The organism is Betaproteobacteria bacterium (assembly GCA_016713305.1).
Lineage (GTDB): Bacteria > Pseudomonadota > Gammaproteobacteria > Burkholderiales.
The window spans coordinates 158326-177048 of the sequence record JADJPK010000008.1; the positions used below are offsets into that span (position 1 = coordinate 158326).

An 18723-nucleotide genomic window follows, 5' to 3' on the forward strand; every position below is an offset into this window, starting at 1 on the left:
GGGAGCCGGCGACGCGGTACGCGCCGCGTGGCATGATCGCGGCGGGCTCGACGAGCATCCGGGCGTCGGATGCCGTCGGTGGGTCAATCGATGCCGGGAGATACTTTCAATGAACCGTCGCGAAATGTTCGGCGTGGCAGCCGCCATCGCTGCCATGGGGGCTGCTTCCGTCGCCGGAGCCGGCGAGCATTCACATCATCACGGGGGCGGGAACGCAGAGGGGCCCCGGTATGCCGCCCTCGTCGCGGCCGCAGCCAGATGCGTTGCTGCTGGCGAGATCTGCCTGAACCACTGCGTCCGCGAACTCGGGTCCGGCGACACCATGCTGGCCGAGTGCGCCCGGCGCGTGAACGAGATGCTCGCCCTGTGCGGCGCGCTGCGCTCCGTGGCGGCGCAGAACGGAGAGTACGTCGCCGCGCTGGCCCGCATCGCCGGCGAAATGTGCAGGTCGTGCGAGGAGGAATGCCGCAAGCACGAGGACATGCATGCCCAGTGCCGTGACTGCGCGGAATCCTGCGCCGAATGCCGGAAGGAGTGCGCGGCCGTCGGTTGACCGGCGACCGTCAGCGCAGGGCGGGGCGAACGCCCCGCCGCCCCATGTACGGTCTCAGCGGCTGAACTGTCCCACCAGCTGACGCGCCTCGCCCACCAGGCGCTTGCCGTCGGCCCCCTTCTTCTCCACTTCCTTCACCCAATCGTCGTCCACGTTCTCGGTGGCCTTCACCCAGCGCGCGTTCTCCGCCTCGGGCAGCGTGTAGAACTGATTGCCGCGGTCGCGTGCGAGCTTGCGATGCGGTTCGACCGTTGCGTCCCAGCGTTCACCGGCCCACGCCGACATGGCGGCACCGCTGTTGGCGTCGATCACCTTCTTCAGGTCCGGCGGCAGGCTGTCGTACTTCGCCGGGTTCATGCCGAACAGGAAGATGGCGTTGGAAAATCGCGGCGTGCCGGCGGGCGGTTCCACGTGATACTTCGTGATCTCGTGCAGTTTCAGTGCGGGCATGCCCTCCCACGGCACCATGGCGCCGTCGATCACGCCCTTCGACAGCGCTTCTGCCACCTGCGGCAGCGGCATCTGCACCGGTGTCGCACCCAGCGCCGCGAGCATGCGGGCATTGATGCGTGTGGCGGCGCGGATCTTGAGACCGCGCAGATCCTCCAACGTCTTCACCTGCTTGCTCGTGAGATGCAGCACCGAACCGTCGTGGACGTGGAGGAGGATGGGGCGCACGCCCTTGAACTCGTCCATGGCGTTCTTCTGCACGTACTGCCACAGCGCCTGGCTGCCTGCCTTGGCGCTCGTCACGATGAAGGGCAGCTCGAATACTTCAGCTTTCGAGAAGCGGCCCGCGGCATACGTGGGCACGGTCCAGATCATGTCGACGACGCCATCCCGCAGCTGGTCGAAGAGCTGCTGCGGCGTTCCGCCCAGCTGCATGGCGGGATAGATCTGGCACTTGATCCTGTCGCCGGATTCGCGGTTCACCTTGTCGCACCAGGGCTGGATCATGTGCACCTGCGCGTTGGAAGTGGCGGGCAGGAAGTGGTGGACCTTGAGCACGATCTGCTCGGCAGCGGCGGGCAGGGCCAGCGCCGACAGTGCGCCGAGAACGAACGCGCGGAGCGCGGCAATGGACTTCATCATTTCTCCTCCGTGGTGATGGGGATGCCGCCGTGATCGGCGGTCATTCGATCATCCGCACGAGCCACAGCGCGATCCCCGGAAACAGGATGAGCAGCGTCATGCGGATGGCGTCGGACACGAGAAACGGCACGACGCCCTTGTAAGTCTCGACCATGGGCACGTCCTTGGCGAGCCCGTTCATGATGTACACGTTGAGCCCCACGGGCGGAAAGATCATGCCGATCTCCACGACCATCAGGATCAGGATGCCGAACCAGATCGCCTTCTCCGTGGGCGGCAGGCCGAAGAAATCCAGGCCGAGGATCACCGGGAAGAGCACCGGAATGGTGAGCATGATCATGGACAGCTCGTCCATCACGCAGCCCAGCGCGATGTAGAAGATCATGATGGCCGCCATGATGGCCAGGGGAGGGATCCCGGCATTGGCCACGGCGGACGCCAGTTCCGCCGGCAGCTGGGAGAGCGCGAGGCAGGCATTCATCATGTCGGCCCCCATGAAGATCATGAAGATCATCCCGCTCGTCTGCGCCGTGGCGAGCATCGCGAGCACGATCTTGCGTCCCGTGAGCCCGCGCTTCAGGAGCGCGACGGCGAAGGTCATGATCGCGCCGATGGATGCGCTTTCGGTCGGCGTGAAGTAACCGCCATAGATGCCGCCGAAAACGACCACGAAGACCGCCAGAACCGGCAGCACGCCAACGGCGCTCGAACGCACTTCGCCGGGGATCCGCGGCGCGACGGCCGGCGCGTGTTCGGGCTTCCACCGCACGTAGAGGGCGATCGCCAGGATGTAGCCTGCCGCGGCAAGCAGCCCGGGAACGTAGGCGGCCAGGAACAGCTTCGAGATGTTCTGTTCGGTCAGCACGGCGTAGATCATCAGCGTGACCGAGGGCGGCAGCAGGATGCCCAGCGTGCCTCCCGTGGCGAGCGCGGCAGTGGCGAGGCGCCCGGAATAGCGAAGCCGCCGCATCTCGGGCAGCGCCACCTGCGCGATCGTCGCGGTGGTGGCCACCGACGAGCCGCTGATGGATCCGAACGCGGCGCACGCCAGCACGGCCGCCATGGCCATTCCGCCACGGAAGCGCCCGAGCAGCGCGTTGGCGAAATCGAACAGCGACTTGGACAGGCCTCCTTGCGTCGCCAGCGCGCCCATCAGCATGAACAGCGGGATCACGGAAAGGTCGTAGACCGAGAAGCGCCCGAACACCGCGCCCTTGAGGTGGTTGAGCAGCGGCGTCCAGCCCGACAGCAGGCCATATCCGATGGCCCCGGGCACGAACATGGCGATCGCGATGGGCATGCGGATCGCCATGAGAACGAGCATCGCAGCGAACAGCGCGATGCCGGTGGCTGCCGGACTCGTCAGCACGCGCGGGCTCCGCGCCGGTGCGCGCTACTCATCGGTGCCTGTCGCACGGAGCCAGCCCAGGTGCAGCCCCACCAGACCTGTCAGGAAGAGCCCCGGCGTCATGAGCGCGTAGGGAATCCAGATGGGAATGGACATGAGCATCGAGGTCTCTTCGTTGTCCCACGCGGACATGGCTCCCACGGCCGTGCGCCAGGCCACGAGCAGGGCCACTGCAGCGAGCGTGACGGAACCCACCGCATCGAGCCTGTCCCGGGCACGCTTCGATGCGCGAGCGGTGAAGAAGTCCACGATGATGTTGCCGTTCTGCCACTGGGTATAGGGCAGGAAGCACGACAGCCCCACGGCCGAGGCGAGTTGCACCAGCTCGACGTCGCCCTGGATGGGCGAGGAGAACAGCACCCGGCCGGCGACGCTAGCGACTGTCGTGAGGGCGATGGCGACGAGCGTGACGCCGCCGATGGCCGCCAGGATCTGCGACAGGCGGCGCAGCAGCGCCGACAGCAGTCCGGGCCTTGACAGTGTGGCGCTCACGGGCGGGACTCCTCCGGCGGCTTGTGGTGGTGGGTCGGTCAGGGACCGCCGCGGAACCTATCACAGCCGTTCCGCCGGTCGCAAATCGCCGGGCTCTACTGCGTGCCGGGCAGCCCGGCCGCTCCTGTGCCGGTCCCGGCAGCGCCGAAAACGGTGCTCAAGCCCGTCGGCCCCCGACCGTAATTCCAGAGAATCCGGGAACCTCCGGTCCGGTCGGTATGGCCCTTGCGCCGGTGTCACGTCTGCAAGGCTGTTCGTGCCGCATCCCCGACCCTACCGTTTCCCCCGACCACGACCTTCACGGGTGAGCGACTTGAACACCGCAGGGCAGGACATGCAGAGCGGAGCGCCGTCTCCGATACCCGCAGCACCGGTGCTGGGCCCCGTTCAGATCGAGGCGCTTTCCCGTCTGTTCGGGACCTGGCCCAGGCTGGCCGAACTGGACCACCTCGTCACGCCGATCTCCCCCCTGGCACTGCGGCTGATCCAGTTCGATCCCGAAAGGCAGCAGGCGGCGGGGGAACTGGTGGACATCGTCGAGAGCGATCCCCTGCTCACCGCGCGGGTGCTGGGCCTCGCCAACGCGGCGGCCTACAGCGGCTCGGGCAAGCTCATCTTCGAGGTCAAGTCCGCCGTTCTGCGTCTGGGCATGAACACCACGACGCGCGTGGCGCTGGCGCAGCTTGCCGCCGTGTGGATGCGCAAGGGTACCCGCATGCCCGACCGCGCCATGATGCGCGCCCTCTGGTACGAGTACCTCATCACGGCGTTCTGCGCCCACGAGATCGCCTGGGTGCTCGGGGACAGCGCGGTGAGCCCCAACGTCGCCTACGCCGGCGGCCTGCTGCACGACATCGGCACGCTGGCGTTCTGCGGCGCGGCACCGGAACTCATGAGCCTGTTCGTGAGGGCCGGCTATGCAAGGGGCACGCCGTTGCACCAGCAGTTCGTCGAGGCCCACACGGGTCTGGGCGAGGCGCTCCTGTCCCGGTGCGGGGCTCCCGCGACACTGTGCGAGATCGCGGCACGGCACCACGCCGGATTCTCGCCGGAGGAATCGGCGCCGGCGATCGTCGTGCACCTGGCCGACCACCTTCACCAGGGCGTTCTCAGCCGCGCCCAGGGGCAGCTCACGGTGGGCGACGACATCCCGCTGGGCTGCTTTCCGGAATCCGACCCGGCACTGAACGAGATCGTGGAGGCCCTGGAGCTCAGCGTGACCCTGGACCAGATCCTGGAGAACGTGGCGGCCGACAGCGGGCGTATCGAAGCACTCGCCGCGGACATCGGCTGAACGGAGGACGCCCGTCTGCAAGGTTCCGGCCGGCAGGCTCAGGCTCTATACTTGGCCCTTCCAGATTCGCGGGATCGAGGCATTTCATGAAAAAAATCGAAGCGGTCATCAAGCCCTTCAAGCTCGACGAGGTTCGCGAGGCGTTGTCCGAGATCGGGGTGACCGGCCTCACCGTCACGGAAGTGAAGGGCTTCGGCCGGCAGAAGGGGCACACCGAGCTGTATCGTGGTTCGGAGTATGTCGTGGACTTCCTGCCCAAGGTGAAGATCGAGGTTGTCGTGACCGACACGCTGGTCGATTCGGCGGTCGACGCCATCATCAAGTCGGCCCGCACCGGCAAGATCGGCGACGGCAAGATCTTCGTCAGTTCGGTCGAACAGGTGATCCGCATCCGTACCGGCGAAACGGACGAAGCGGCGGTCTGATCCACAAAGCCGGTCCGCTCCCCGGACCGGCGTGGACCTCAACGGGCGGCACCACGCCGCCTCCGGCGCTCCCTCGGGGACGCCGTCCAGGCAATCCAGGCGTCGTGCCACCGGCAAGGCGGCGCCTGACCAGCATCGCGAGGCACTCATGGCATCCCCCTTCGCTTCCCTGCGGCAGATCGGGCAGAGCATCTGGCTCGACAACCTTTCCCGCGGCATGCTCCAGTCGGGCGAACTCCGGCGGCTCGTGGAAGCCGGGGAAGCCACCGGCATCACCACCAATCCGGCGATCTTCAAGAACGCTATGTCGACCGGGGCGGCCTATCAGTCCGAGCTCGCCACGCTGAGGGCGTCCCAGCCGGATCCGGAACGGCGCTACGAGCAGATGGCCATCGCGGACGTGCAGAACGCCTGCGATGCCATGCGCCCCGTCTTCGATGCCACGGGCGGCGACGACGGTTACGTGAGCCTGGAGGTGTCCCCGCTGCTGGCGTACGACGCCGAAGCCACGCTCGCCGCGGCACGCCGGTTGCGCGCGGCCGTGGCGCGCGACAACGTCCTCATCAAGATTCCCGGCACAGTGGAAGGCGCCGAGGCCTTCCGGCGCTGCATTGCCGAAGGCATCAGCGTCAACGTCACCCTGCTGTTCTCCATCGGTCAGATGGACCGCATCTTCGATGCGTACATCTCGGGCCTCGAGGCCCGCAAGGCAGCCGGAGGCGATGTGTCCAAGGTGAAGGCCGTCGCGAGCTTCTTCATGAGCCGCATCGATTCCCTGCTGGACAAGCGGCTGGATGCCATCGGCACCGCCGAGGCGGCCCCGCTCAAGGGACGCAGCGCGGTGTCCATCGGCAAGATCGCCTACCAGCGGTACCTCTCGGTCTTCAACGGCCCCCGCTTCGCCGCGCTGCGTGCCGCGGGCGCCCGGCCGCAGTACCTGCTGTGGGCGAGCACCAGCACCAAGAATCCCGCCTACAACGATTTGCTCTACGTCGAACCGCTGATCGGACCGCAGACCATCAACACGGTGCCGGACATAACGCTTGCTGCCTTTCGCGATCACGGCAAGGCGGCCTTGACGATCGGCGACGGCGTGCCGCAGGCGGAAGCCGCGCTCGCGGCCCTGGAGCGTCTGGGCATCGATCTCGAAGCCGCCGGCACTCAGTTGCAGACCGAAGGCGTCAAGCTGTTCGAGGAAGCCTACGCGGCGCTGCTCGCTGCCGTGAGCTGATCCGCGCCGCGATGCGGAAGGCCGGCGGGCAGCCTGCCGGCCGGCCTTCCTGACGATCCCCGCCGGTCACGGAATTTTCGGCCCGCGCCGCGATCGAAATCCGCGGCAGTCGCATCGCCCACCGGACGATGCGCGACGGACTGCCCGACCCGATCCGTTTCCGTGACCATCGAACCGAACCCGTCCGCGGACCTCGTCCGCAACACAGAGCGCGGTCTTTACTGCGCAGCCGGGGACTTCCACATCGACCCCTGGCGCCCCGTGACGCGCGCCGTCATCACCCACGCGCACGGCGACCATGCGCGCCGCGGACACGGCCGCTATCTCGCAACCCGGGCGTCCGACGCCGTGCTCCGCGCGCGGCTCGGCGATATCTCGCTCGACGTGCTGGACTACGGCGAACCGATCGACATCGGCGGTGTGCGGGTTTCGCTGCATCCCGCAGGCCACGTGCTGGGCTCGGCGCAGGTCCGCATCGAGCATCGGGGCGAGGTGTGGGTGGTATCGGGGGACTACAAGGTGGAGAGCGATCCCACCTGCGCGGTTTTCGAACCGGTGCGCGCCCACACCTTCGTGACGGAGTCCACGTTCGGTCTGCCGGTCTATCGCTGGCATCGCGCTTCGCGCGTGTTCGCCGAGATCGACGCCTGGTGGTCGGCGAATGCCGCCGCGGGCCGGACGAGCGTGCTCTTCGCGTACGCCTTCGGCAAGGCGCAGCGTCTGCTGGCGGGGGTGGATGCGTCCATCGGGCCCATCGTCTGTCACGGCGCGGTCGAAGCGCTGAATGCCGCCTACCGGGCAAGCGGCGTTTCCCTGCCTGCGACGGCCCGGGTCACGGACCCGGTGGCGATGGATCGCGCGTTGGTGCTTGCTCCGCCCTCGGCCCGGGGCACGCCCTGGCTGCGCCGGTTCGGGGAGTACAGCGATGGTTTCGCATCTGGCTGGATGCGATTGCGCGGTGCGCGAAGGCGGCAATCGCTCGATCGCGGATTCGTGCTGTCGGACCATGCCGACTGGCCCGGTCTGCAGATGGCGATCCGTGAAAGCGCAGCGCAGCGGGTCATCGTCACCCACGGGTATGTCGCCCCGATGGTGCGCTGGCTGAACGAGCAGGGTCTGCAGGCGAACGCCTTCGCCACGGAGTTCGGCGACGAGGCTGCGGAGGCAGAGTCGTGAAACGCTTCGCTGCGCTCTACGCGCGTCTCGATGCCACCACGTCGACGCTGGCCAAGGTCGATGCCCTCAGCGATTACTTCGCCGAAGCCAGTGACGAGGACGCCGCCTGGGCCGTGTTCTTCCTCGCGGGCGAGAAGCCCCGGCAGGTCATCCCCACGAAGACGCTGCGAAGTCTCACGTTGCAGGCGGCAGGCATTCCGGACTGGTTGTTCGAGGAGTGCTACCAGGCGGTGGGTGATCTCGCCGAGACCATCGCTCATCTGCTGCCTTCGCCGGGTGAGGGCAGCGATGCGTCCCTGTCGCACTGGGTCAAGCAGCGCTTGCTGCCTCTACGCTCCTTGCGCGGTGCGGAACTCGAGGCCGCCGTGCTCGGCGCCTGGTCGGAACTGGATGAGCAAGGCCGTTTCGTGTGGAACAAGCTCGTCACCGGCGCCTTCCGTGTCGGTGTGTCGCGGTTGCTGGTGACCCGGGCGATCGCGATGGTGGCAGGGATCGAACCGTCGATCGTGGCCGAGCGGCTGGCAGGGGATTGGCAACCGTCGGCGGAACAGTATCGCCGGTTGATCGAAGGGCAGGGACGGGACGGACGCGGCGGTCGCCCCTATCCGTTCTTTCTCGCCCACCCGCTCGCAGGCACGCCGGACTCGCTCGGCCCCATCGAGCATTGGCACACGGAGTGGAAGTGGGATGGCATCCGGGCGCAGCTCGTGTGCCGCGGCGGGAGAGTGTGTCTCTGGTCGCGGGGCGACGAACTCATCACGGAACGCTTTCCGGAAATCGCGGACCTTGGCGAAACGCTTCCCGACGGAACCGTGCTCGATGGCGAACTCCTGGCGTGGCGTGACGGCGCCCCGCTGCCCTTTGCCACCCTGCAGATGCGCATCGGCCGAAAGAAGCTCACCGCGCGCGTGCTTGCCGATGCGCCGGTCGCACTGATCGCCTTCGATGTGCTGGAGCTGGAACAGGAGGACATCCGTGCCCGGCCTCTGCACGAGCGGCGAGTGCGCCTGGAACGGCTCGTCGCAGATCTCGACGACCCGCAGCTCGTCCTGTCGCCCGCCGTGAATGCGGCCGACTGGGGCGAGGCAGCGGGTCTGCGCAGCGGGTCGCGCGATCGTGGAGTGGAAGGTCTCATGCTCAAGCGCCGGGACTCGTCCTACGGCGCGGGCCGCGTGAAGCTGGGGCCCGGCGGCGAATGGTGGAAGTGGAAGATCGATCCCTACAGCGTCGATGCGGTGCTGGTGTACGCGCAACGCGGCCATGGCAGGCGCGCGAGTCTGTACACGGACTACACGTTCGCGGTGTGGCGTGGCGACGAACTTGTGCCCTTCGCCAAGGCCTATTCCGGTCTCACCGATGCGGAGATCCGGGAGGTCGACGCCTTCATAGGCCGCAATACCGTGGAACGCTTCGGTCCGGTGCGGACTGTCACGCCATCGCTCGTGATGGAGATCGGTTTCGAAGGCATCGGTCCTTCCCCGCGCCACAAGAGCGGGGTGGCCGTGCGCTTCCCGCGCATATTGCGGATCCGAAGCGACAAGACGCCCGCGGACGCCGACCGCCTCGAAGCGTTGCATGCACTCATCGATGAGCGGACGGCGAAATAAAAAGCCGCCTCGTCGGGCGGCTCGGAAGGGAACAGCGGATCGTTGTTCTTGTGGTGTCGCGCGGGATGTGCCTACTCGGCCGCAGCACCCCGGGGCAGGTCTCGTCCCCCCGGCCTCCCCGCGTACCAGCGTGGATCGGTGCGCGAGAGGGCCGTGTGCGTTGCGAGGCGTCGCGTCCGGCTTGCATGGCCGGTGGGGTCTCCGTCGTCGACGCCTGCGCGCTACGTTTCAGCAAGGGCAGTGCCATGTGCTACTGCGCAGGACGTTCCATAGGAGAAGTGCATCGCCGCGTTCGCCCATACGGCCGATGCTGTAAAGGCCCTCGACGAAGAACCATGAATACCCGGGCGCGAAACAAGGAGTTGCCGGCGGTTCTTCGCGACGAAGTCGCGGATCTGTCCGAGCGCGTCGAGCGATGGTTCGCGCGCAAGGGCTGGAAGCCCTTTCCCTTCCAGCGCGAGGTGTGGGCTTCCATGCAAAGAGGCGAATCGGGGCTGCTGCACGCGACGACGGGCGCCGGAAAGACGTACGCGGTCTGGATCGGTGCGATGCTGCGCGCCGCCGGTGCGGTGTCGCACGCCACCGGTGTGAAGTCCGCCGGACGGACGCTGCGTGTGCTCTGGGTCACACCCATGCGCGCGCTGGCGTCCGATACGTCGCGATCGCTGGAGGTGGCACTTGCCGAACTCGGGACCGGCTGGACCGTCGGCGTTCGCACGGGCGACACGCCGTCGGCCGAACGCGTGAAGCAAGTGCGAAGCATGCCCAGTGCCCTGGTCACGACACCCGAGAGCCTCACGCTGCTGCTCACGCGCGCCGACGCGCGGGAGCGTCTGTCCGGCGTCGAGGCGGTCATCGTGGACGAATGGCACGAACTCATGGGCAACAAGCGAGGGGTGCAGACGCAGCTCGCGCTTGCCCGGTTGCGCTCCTGGAATCCGGCGATGATTCAGTGGGGGCTGTCCGCCACGCTCGGCAACCTCGATCAGGCGATGGAAGTGCTGCTGGGTCTGGGCCGTGGAGGACAGCTGGTACAGGGCAAGCTCGCCAAGCGCCTCATCGTCGACACGCTGGTGCCTGCGGCCATGGAGCGGTTTCCCTGGGCAGGTCATCTGGGCATACCGCAGCTTCCCGATGTGGTGCGCGAAATCGACAGTGCGTCGACAACGCTGCTCTTCACCAACACGCGCTCGCAGTGCGAGCAGTGGTATCAGGCACTGCTGGAGGCAAGGGCCGACTGGGCCGGACTCATCGCACTGCATCACGGCTCGCTCGACCAGAACCTGAGGGACTGGGTGGAGCAGGGGCTCAAGGCCGGCACGCTCAAGGCCTGCGTGTGCACCTCCAGCCTTGACCTGGGCGTGGATTTCCTGCCCGTGGAGCGTGTGCTGCAGCTGGGCAGCCCCAAAGGGAGTGGCCCGTCTGATGCAGCGTGCGGGCCGGTCCGGACATGCGCCGGGCCGAGCCTCGCGCGTGACGTGCGTGCCCACGCACGCGTTCGAACTGGTGGAAGCCGCTGCTGCCCGCCGCGCCATCGCCGAAGGGAGGATCGAGTCGCGAGAGATTCCCGACAAGCCATTCGACGTGCTCGTTCAGCACCTGGTCAACATGGCGTTGGGCGAAGGCTTCCGCGAGGAGGAGTTGCTGGCCGAGGTCCGCACCACGCACGCCTACCGCGATCTGTCGGACGCCGAATGGCGGTGGGCCTTCGAGTTCGCGACCCATGGCGGCTCGTCGCTTCGCGCCTATCCCGAGTACCGGAAGGTGAGCCGCGCCGACGACGGACGATGCATCGTGGAAGACCCGGCGATCGCGCGGCGGCATCGCATGTCCGTGGGCACCATCATGAGCGACGCCGCGGTGCAGATCCGCTGGATGTCCGGAGGCCGGATCGGCCAGGTGGAGGAATCCTTCATCGGCATGCTGGAGCGTGGAGACTGCTTCTGGTTCGCGGGACGCACGCTGGAACTGGTGCGCGTGCACGAGATGACGGCCTACGTGCGCAAGGCCCCGCCGGGGAAAGGAGCGGTGCCGCGGTGGAACGGCGCCAAGATGCCGCTCTCGTCGGAACTGGCGGCAGCGGTGGTGCAACTCGTCGACGAGGCAAGGTCGGGATGCTTCGACGATCCCGAGCTTGCTGCCCTCGTCCCGCTGTTCGACATCCAGCGGCGGTGGTCCAGGATACCCGCGCGCGACGAGCTTCTCGTCGAGACCATGCGCACGCGCGAAGGCCATCACCTGTTCTGCTTCCCGTTCGCCGGCCGGCAGGTGCACGTGGGCTTGTCCAGCCTGTGCGCGTGGCGCATCGGACGTGTGCAGCCTGCGAGCTTCTCGCTCAGCGTGAACGACTACGGATTCGAGTTGATGTCCCCCGTGCCGCTGGACTGGGAAGGTGCCATCGCCTCGGGTCTCTTCTCGCCGGACTCGCTGGAGGACGACATCGTCGCGAGCCTGAATGCAAGCCAGCTCGCACGCGGGCGCTTCCGCGAGATCGCCCGGGTGGCGGGTCTCGTGTTCCAGGGATACCCCGGCCAGACCAGGAGCACGCGCCAGCTGCAGGCATCGAGCGAGCTCTTCTACGAAGTGTTCCGCAAGCACGATCCGGAGAATCTGCTGCTCGAGCAGGCAGGCCGCGAGGTCCTCGTGCGCGAGCTGGAATTCACTCGCCTGGCCGCGACGCTGCGCGCCATGGAAGGCCGTCGGACGGTGCTGACGCATCCGCCGAGACCGACGCCGTTCTCGTTTCCCCTGATGGTGGGCCGCATTCGCGAAAAACTCTCCACCGAAAAGCTGGAAGACCGCATCCGCCGCATGCTGGCGGACCTGGATCGGGCCGCGGATGGCGAGGAAAAGGGAAGATCGCGGACCGGCCCTGCCGCAACGTCGGTCCCCCGACGCGCGGACCGGCAAGCCTGAGGAGACCGTCTACCGGAAGGGACCGATGGACACCCGCGGTCGCGACGGTGTTTCGGCGAACGGATGGCGTGAAGCGCCGGGTGAACGCGTGGTGAACCTGCGCATTGACCGGATCGTCCCTAGAACGACCAGCCGTAGCCCAGATATGCAATCGCCTGAACGGACGTTTCCACGATGGGACTGTCCGCCGCGCCCCCGCCGAGGCGGCTGCCGATCGCGCCGAACAGCAGCGAGCCGCGTTCCGTGAGCGAATAGGAGCCGTTCACGCCGAACTGCACACTGGTCGAGCTTCGCGCTTCGAACACCGGCCGGCCTGGCCTGGCCTCCGCGGGCTGCACACCGAAGTAGTAGTCGTTGGAGCGCCGGTCGAACCACTGCAGGCCCAGGAGGCCGTTCAATCGGAACGGGCCCCGGGCGGCGAGCGCCTTCACGTACTGGAGCTGTGCCGTGTGTCCGCCCGAGGCTCCGCCCAGATCCCGGTAGACCGAAGCCGTGAACACGCCTGCCGCCGTCCGCCACTGCACGACCGGACCGCCGTCGAACGAGAAATCGCGCCCCTGCATGCCCGCCACGCGGGTCCCGTCCTCGGGATCCCAGCCGAAGCGCGGTTCCACCGCCAGGCCGATGCGAACCGACTTGTCGTCCGCGTCCCACAGCCACGCGCCGCCCTGCAGCGCGTTCCAGTACAGACGGTCGCGCCACGTCAGCCGCACCACCGGCAGCACCATGGCACGGTAGTCGTTGGCACCGGAGAAGACCGGCAGGAAGCCGGCCCCGGCTCCGATGAGGTTGAAGCTGCGCGACACCGGAATGGCCGTCACGTCCTGCCTGAGCGGCGTTTGCGCATGCGCTGCGACGCTGCCCGCCACGAGGGAGAAGAGGAGAACGAAGCGTTGCAGTCTGGCGGGGAGGACGCACATGCGCGAGTGCTCCTGAGGATTCGACAGCGCGATGGACCGCCAGCCTGCGAATGCGTTCCCGAGCCTCTCTGACGGGCGCTGGACCAGCCGCCGGCCGGTCAGCGCAGGGCGTCCTCCGGTGGAACGTAAGGCACGCCCAGGTCGTCCGCGAGTGGCGCGTAGGTGATGGACCCGTTCCAGACCTGCAGCCCCTGGCGAAGGCCCGTATCGCGCCGCAGCGCTTCCTGCCAACCCAGATCCGCAAGCGCTGTCGCATAGGGCAGCGTCGCCTGCGTGAGCCCGAGCGTGGAGGTTCTGGCGACGGCCCCGGGCATGTTCGGCACGCAGTAGTGCAGCACACCTTCTTCCACGTAGATCGGGTCGCCATGGGAGGTGGGGCGAGAGGTCTCCGCGCAACCGCCTTGATCGATGCCCACGTCCACGAATACGGAACCGGGCCGCATCCGGCGCAGCATCGCCCGGGTCACGAGCTTCGGCGCGTGGCGTCCGCGTACCAGCACCGCGCCGATCACCAGATCGGATGCGGCCACGTGATGGGCAACGGCCTCGGGTTCCGAGTAGCAGGTCTTCAGCCGGGCGCCGAAGATGTCGTCCAGTTCGCGCAGCCTGCGCAGGTTCACGTCCAGCACCGTCACATCGGCGCCGAACCCCACGGCCGTACGGGCCGCCTGTGTGCCCACCGTGCCGCCGCCTATCACCGTCACTTTCGCCGGAGGCACACCGGGCACTCCGGGAATCAGCACGCCGCTGCCTCCCTGCGGAAGCATCAGGGCCCAGGCGCCCGTCTGGATGGCCAGTCGGCCGGCGACCTCGGACATGGGCACCAGCAGGGGCAGATCGCCGCGTTCGTCCGTGACGGTTTCGTAGGCGATGCCGATGGCGCCCACCCGGGTCATCGTCTCGACGACATCGGGACACGTCACCAGATGCAGATAGGTGAACAGCACCTGGTCGTAGCGGATGAACTGGAGTTCCGCCGGCTGCGGTTCCTTCACTTTCAGCACCAGGTCGGCGTCCCAGGCGTCGGCGGCGGCCGGGACGATGCGGGCGCCCACGGCCTCGTACGCGGCGTCGGCGAAGCCGGTCCGCAGGCCTGCGCCTTCCTCCACCACCACGTCATGGCCGGTCCTGGCGAGCGCGGCGGCACCTGCCGGCGTGAGGCCCACGCGGTATTCGTGGTTCTTCGTTTCCTTTGGAACGCCGACGCGCATGGCGATCTCCGTAGAAGGGGGCAAGCGCGCAATGTAACCCGGCACGGCTTGCATCGGGGACGGTTCAGGGCAGCGGGGCGTCCTTGCCTCTGCGTTCCAGGGCCTGTTCCAGCGATCCGATCCTGCGGTCGATGTCCGCCACGAGGGACCGGATCACCTGCAGGTCCTGCAAGGCGGTGTCCCGCGTCGGCGCCAGCGCTTCGGCTTCGGCCGCTGCCACCTCGCGGTGACTTTCCTCCAGACTGTTGATGACGACCGCCACGAACAGGTTCACCACCACGAAGGTTCCGAGCAGCACGAAGCTCACGAAATAGATCCAGTGCAGCGGCCCGAGCCGCATCGCCTCCTTCATGATGTCGGTCCATGCTTCGAGCGTCGCAATCTGGAACAGCGTGAGCAGGGCGCGTCCCAGCGTGCCCCAATGAGCGGGGTCGTGTGCGCCATAGAGGTGGAATCCGGCCACGCCGTACACGTAGAACAGGATGCCCATGAGGGACAGCACGTGCCCCATCCCCGGGATGCAGCGCACGAGCGTTGCCACCATCAGCCGGAGTTTGGGCATGGCCGTGACAAGCCGGAGCACGCGCAGGATCCGGATGAGCCTGGCGACGGTGGCGAACTCCCCCGTGGCCGGGATGAGCGACAGGACGATGATGCCGAAATCGAACAGGTTCCAGCCGCTGGAGAAGTAATCCTGGGGACGGGGCCAGGCGGCCGCGATCTTGAGCAGCGCCTCGGCGATGAAGATGCCCAGGATGGCCGTGTTGACGCGTGCAGCGCCGGACCGAAGTCCTCCGCGATATCCGGCTGGGTCTCGAGACCGATGATCACGGCGTTGAACACGATCACCAGCACGATGATGCGGTCGAACGCGCTGGAGGCGGTGAGGCGGCGGGCGTATTCGATCATCTGGTGCGCAGGGGCCTGGAAACCGAAACGCCGGACGGGACGCCGGCGCTCGGAGCACTTGCAGGGCCGGACGCGGCGCGCGCCGCATCCCGCTGTCCGGAAAGGCGATCAGCCGCCCGTGACTTCCTGGCGCTGCTCGCCCAATCCATCGATGCCCACGCGCATGACGTCGCCGGCCTTGAGGAACACCGCGCTGGGCTTCATGCCCATGCCCACGCCGGGAGGGGTGCCGGTGGTGATGATGTCGCCGGGCTTCAACGTGCAGAGGAAGCTCACGTAGGCCACGAGCTGTCTCACGTTGAAGATCATCGTGTTCGTGTTGCCCGTCTGCATGCGCTTGCCGTTCACATCCAGCCACATGGCGAGATTCTGCGGATCGGCGATCTCGTCGCGCGTCACCAGCCAGGGGCCGACCGGGCCGAAGGTGTCGAAGCCCTTGCCCTTGTCCCACGTCTGGCCGCGCTCGAGCTGCCACTCGCGCTCGGAGACGTCGTTGCAGATCATGTAGCCGGCCACGTAGTTGAGCGCGTCGGCTTCGGAGACGGCCTTGGCGGTCTTGCCGATCACGAAGGCGAGTTCCACTTCCCAGTCGCCCTTGACCGAACCCTTGGGCAGAACGACGGTGTCGTTGGGACCTGCGATGCAGGATGTGGCCTTGTTGAACACCACGGGCTCCTTGGGAATCGGCATGTTCGATTCCTTGGCGTGGTCGGAATAGTTGAGGCCGATGGCGATGAACTTGCTGGCGCCCGCGACCGGCGCGCCGAAGCGCGGATTCCCCTCCACCTTCGGCAGCGTGTTGGGATCGATGGCCCGCAGCCTGGCCAGGCTGTCATCGCCCAGCACGCTGCCGTCGATGTCCTTGACGACGCCCGACAGGTCGCGGATCGCGCCACTGGCGTCGATCAGCCCCGGCTTCTCGCTCCCCGCTTCACCGTAGCGAACAAGTTTCATGTGTACTCCTCCCTCGAAAAGACTGGTTAGATGGTGATTCCGCCGTCGACGATCATCGTCTGGCCGGTCATGAACACGGAATCGTCGGACGCGAGATAGATCGCCGCGCCGGTGATCTCATCGGCGGTCGCCAGACGGCCCATGGGCTGGCGCGCGATGAAGTCCTTGCGCGCCTGCTCCGGATCGGCAAACGCGTTGATGCGATCGCCCAGAGAGGGCGTGTCCACGGTGCCGGGGCAGATGGCGTTGCAGCGGATCCCGCGGCGCACGTAGTCGATGGCGACGGACTTGGTGAGTCCGATGACGGCGGCCTTGGTGGCACCGTAGACGAAACGGTTGGCGATGCCCTTGATGCTGCCGGCGACCGACGCCACGTTGATGATGGATCCGCCGCCGGCGTCCAGCATGCCGGGCAGGAAGCTGCGGATCATGATGTAGTGGCTGCGCACGTTGAGGTTGAAGGAGAAGTCCCAATCCTTGTCGCTGCACTCGAGCACCGTGCCGTGATGGACGAACCCCGCGCAGTTGAAGAGGACCTGAGGCGCCCCGATCTCCCGGGCGAAGGCTGCGATCTCCCCGTCCTTCAGGACGTCGAGTCTGCGCACCTGGATGTTGGGGGTGGCCGCGATCTCCTGCAGCTTCTCTTCGTTGATGTCGGTGGCCCAGACGCTGGCCCCTTCGCGCGCGAAGGCCAGTGCCGTCGCCCGTCCGATGCCCTGTGCCGCCGCAGTGACGACCGCGGTCTTGCCGGCGAGTCTCGTTCCCACGTCTGCCTCCCTTCCTTCGTCTCGAAGAAAGGGCCGAAGTATGCCAGAGGGCCGAGTCCGGGTGCCGCATGGCGATCGTCACGGCCGGGCGTGTTGCGCGGGGGCGTCCCCGGTGCGGCCCCACGGTGCGCCATGCCCTTGTTTGCAGGATAATCCTTGCTTTGCACATTTCATCTGCCGCGGGCGAACCGACCCGCGCCGGGTGGGTCCCACCCGCCACGTATCCGGAGGAATCCATGCTTCAAGCCGCCGACCTCACCATCCGCCTCAATGCTAACGACGACGTGGTCATCGCCCGCGTCGATCTGCCGGAGGGGACGGAAATCGCCAAGGAGAAGATCCGTACCGTCGGGCGGATCCCCGCCGGACACAAGATCGCGACACACGACATCGACACCGGCAAGCCGGTGCGCCGCTACAACCAGATCATCGGATTCGCCACCCGGCCCATCAAGACGGGCGAGCACGTGCACGTGCACAACATCGGGATGGGCAGCTTCGAACGCGATTACGCCTTCGGGGAGGACTGCAGGAAGACCGACTACGTCGCGAATCCGGCCACGTTCATGGGCTACCACCGGGCCGACGGCCGTGTGGCCACCCGCAACTACATCGGCGTGGTCTCCAGCGTGAACTGCTCCGCGCACGTGACCCGCATGATCGCCAAGCACTTCACCCCGGAGATCCTCGCCAAGTATCCCAACGTGGACGGCGTCGTGCCCATCACGCACGGTTCCGGCTGCGGCATGGGCGCCACCGGCGAGCCCGTCGAACTGCTGCGACGTGTCCTGGGCGGCTACGCCACGCATGCGAACTTCCACTCCACGCTGCTCGTGGGTCTGGGTTGCGAGGCGAACCAGATCAACGATCTGCTGGCATCGCAGGGGCTGAAGCGGTCCGATCAGCTCTCCACGTACACCATCCAGGAATCGGGTGGCACCGGCAAGACCGTCAAGGAAGGCATCGCGCGGGTGCTGGAATTGCTGCCCGAAGCGAACAAGGTCGGCCGGTCCGTCGCGCCGGTGAGCCACATCACCCTGGGACTGCAGTGCGGCGGTTCGGACGGCTACTCCGGCATCAGCGCCAACCCGGCTCTGGGGGCCGCCGTCGACATGCTGGTCCGGCACGGAGGCACGGCGATCCTGTCCGAGACGCCCGAGATCTACGGCGCCGAGCACCTGTTGACCCGCCGCGCCGTCTCGCGCGATGTCGGCGAGAAGCTGGTCAAGCGCATCAAGTGGTGGGAGGACTACACCGAGCGGCTGGGCGGCGAGATGAACAACAATCCCTCTCCCGGCAACAAGGCCGGCGGCCTCACCACCATCCTCGAGAAGTCGCTCGGCGCAGTGGCCAAGGGCGGCACGTCGGCACTGGTGGACGTGTACGAATACGCGCAACGTGTCACGGCCAAGGGTTTCGTCTTCATGGACACCCCGGGATACGACCCCGTGTCCGCGACCGGTCAGGTGGCAGGCGGTGCCAACATGATCTGTTTCACGACGGGCCGCGGCTCGGCCTACGGCTGCAAGCCGTCGCCGTCGCTCAAGCTCGCGACGAACTCCGCGCTCTACGCCCGCCAGGAAGAAGACATGGACATCAACTGCGGCGTGATCGTCGACGGCAAGGCGAGCATCGAGGAAGTCGGCCAGCAGTTCTTCGACCTGATCGTGAAGACCGCGTCCGGTGCGCCTTCCAAGAGCGAACAATGGGGCTATGGCGAAGACGAGTTCGCGCCCTGGGTGCTGGGCCCCACGATGTGAACGTGCGC

15 protein-coding genes and 1 pseudogene are annotated in these 18723 nt (G+C 67.1%); 8 read left to right on the forward strand and 8 right to left on the reverse strand.

The genetic code is table 11. The annotated features are described in order from the left end of the window. The first annotated feature begins 109 nt into the window (after window positions 1-109). Complete coding sequence (locus IPK20_10800) at window positions 110-553, forward strand: four-helix bundle copper-binding protein (protein ID MBK8017143.1); 444 nt, start codon at window positions 110-112, stop codon at window positions 551-553. A gap of 54 nt (window positions 554-607) precedes the next feature. Here the strand turns inward: IPK20_10800 and IPK20_10805 are convergent, their stop codons facing one another. From IPK20_10805 to IPK20_10815, 3 genes are all read right to left on the reverse strand, one after another. Beyond that, the gene (locus IPK20_10805; protein ID MBK8017144.1) at window positions 608-1642 is read right to left on the reverse strand and encodes a TRAP transporter substrate-binding protein; all 1035 of its coding nucleotides are present in this window, start codon (window positions 1640-1642) and stop codon (window positions 608-610) included. Between the two features lie 43 nt (window positions 1643-1685). Next, complete coding sequence (locus IPK20_10810; GenBank protein MBK8017145.1) at window positions 1686-2969, reverse strand: TRAP transporter large permease; 1284 nt, start codon at window positions 2967-2969, stop codon at window positions 1686-1688. A 69-nt stretch (window positions 2970-3038) separates the two neighbouring features. Further along, window positions 3039-3515 (reverse strand): TRAP transporter small permease, encoded by a 477-nt coding sequence (locus IPK20_10815; GenBank protein MBK8017146.1) that lies wholly within the window; start codon window positions 3513-3515, stop codon window positions 3039-3041. Between the two features lie 343 nt (window positions 3516-3858). On the opposite strand from IPK20_10815, the gene IPK20_10820 reads away from it, so the two are divergent. From IPK20_10820 to IPK20_10845, 6 genes and pseudogenes are all read left to right on the forward strand, one after another. Beyond that, entirely contained in the window at window positions 3859-4839 is a 981-nt protein-coding gene (locus IPK20_10820) for an HDOD domain-containing protein (protein MBK8017147.1), read from the forward strand. Window positions 4840-4925: 86 nt separating this feature from the next. After that, window positions 4926-5264 carry a P-II family nitrogen regulator gene (locus IPK20_10825; protein ID MBK8017148.1) on the forward strand — a complete coding sequence of 113 codons (339 nt, stop codon included), beginning with the start codon at window positions 4926-4928 and terminating at the stop codon, window positions 5262-5264. 148 nt (window positions 5265-5412) lie between these two features. After that, window positions 5413-6495, forward strand: coding sequence for a transaldolase (tal, locus tag IPK20_10830; protein MBK8017149.1), 1083 nt, complete (start codon window positions 5413-5415; stop codon window positions 6493-6495). 168 nt (window positions 6496-6663) lie between these two features. Then, window positions 6664-7671: a ligase-associated DNA damage response exonuclease gene (locus IPK20_10835; GenBank protein MBK8017150.1), complete on the forward strand. Its 1008-nt coding sequence runs from the start codon at window positions 6664-6666 to the stop codon at window positions 7669-7671. Next, window positions 7668-9278 (forward strand): ATP-dependent DNA ligase, encoded by a 1611-nt coding sequence (locus IPK20_10840; protein MBK8017151.1) that lies wholly within the window; start codon window positions 7668-7670, stop codon window positions 9276-9278. The genes IPK20_10835 and IPK20_10840 overlap by 4 nt, the downstream gene beginning before the upstream one ends. A gap of 335 nt (window positions 9279-9613) precedes the next feature. After that, window positions 9614-12194 (forward strand): annotated as a pseudogene (locus IPK20_10845) (ligase-associated DNA damage response DEXH box helicase). A 119-nt stretch (window positions 12195-12313) separates the two neighbouring features. Here IPK20_10845 and IPK20_10850 read toward each other — a convergent pair. The 5 genes from IPK20_10850 to IPK20_10870 form a co-directional block, all read right to left on the reverse strand. Next, window positions 12314-13114: a MipA/OmpV family protein gene (locus IPK20_10850; protein MBK8017152.1), complete on the reverse strand. Its 801-nt coding sequence runs from the start codon at window positions 13112-13114 to the stop codon at window positions 12314-12316. A 98-nt stretch (window positions 13115-13212) separates the two neighbouring features. After that, entirely contained in the window at window positions 13213-14325 is a 1113-nt protein-coding gene (gene ald, locus IPK20_10855) for an alanine dehydrogenase (protein ID MBK8017153.1), read from the reverse strand. A 64-nt stretch (window positions 14326-14389) separates the two neighbouring features. Next, a complete protein-coding gene (locus IPK20_10860; protein ID MBK8017154.1) occupies window positions 14390-15292 on the reverse strand; it encodes an ion transporter in 903 nt (300 codons plus the stop codon). 50 nt (window positions 15293-15342) lie between these two features. After that, entirely contained in the window at window positions 15343-16188 is an 846-nt protein-coding gene (locus IPK20_10865) for a fumarylacetoacetate hydrolase family protein (protein MBK8017155.1), read from the reverse strand. A gap of 26 nt (window positions 16189-16214) precedes the next feature. Beyond that, entirely contained in the window at window positions 16215-16955 is a 741-nt protein-coding gene (locus tag IPK20_10870; GenBank protein MBK8017156.1) for an SDR family oxidoreductase, read from the reverse strand. Between the two features lie 236 nt (window positions 16956-17191). Between IPK20_10870 and IPK20_10875 the strand changes: the two genes are divergently transcribed. Continuing rightward, window positions 17192-18715, forward strand: a complete 1524-nt coding sequence (locus IPK20_10875) for an altronate dehydratase (GenBank protein MBK8017157.1) — start codon at window positions 17192-17194, stop codon at window positions 18713-18715. Window positions 18716-18723 lie beyond the last annotated feature (8 nt).

Excerpts from the sequence above, each read along its gene's own strand:
- IPK20_10800 (MBK8017143.1), top strand. The coding sequence starts at position 110 with ATGAACCGTCGCGAAATGTTCGGCGTGGCAGCCGCCATCGCTGCCATG.
- IPK20_10805 (MBK8017144.1), bottom strand. The coding sequence starts at position 1,642 with ATGAAGTCCATTGCCGCGCTCCGCGCGTTCGTTCTCGGCGCACTGTCG.
- IPK20_10810 (MBK8017145.1), bottom strand. The coding sequence starts at position 2,969 with ATGCTCGTTCTCATGGCGATCCGCATGCCCATCGCGATCGCCATGTTC.
- IPK20_10825 (MBK8017148.1), top strand. The coding sequence starts at position 4,926 with ATGAAAAAAATCGAAGCGGTCATCAAGCCCTTCAAGCTCGACGAGGTT.
- tal (MBK8017149.1), top strand. The coding sequence starts at position 5,413 with ATGGCATCCCCCTTCGCTTCCCTGCGGCAGATCGGGCAGAGCATCTGG.
- IPK20_10850 (MBK8017152.1), bottom strand. The coding sequence starts at position 13,114 with ATGTGCGTCCTCCCCGCCAGACTGCAACGCTTCGTTCTCCTCTTCTCC.
- ald (MBK8017153.1), bottom strand. The coding sequence starts at position 14,325 with ATGCGCGTCGGCGTTCCAAAGGAAACGAAGAACCACGAATACCGCGTG.
- IPK20_10865 (MBK8017155.1), bottom strand. The coding sequence starts at position 16,188 with ATGAAACTTGTTCGCTACGGTGAAGCGGGGAGCGAGAAGCCGGGGCTG.
- IPK20_10875 (MBK8017157.1), top strand. The coding sequence starts at position 17,192 with ATGCTTCAAGCCGCCGACCTCACCATCCGCCTCAATGCTAACGACGAC.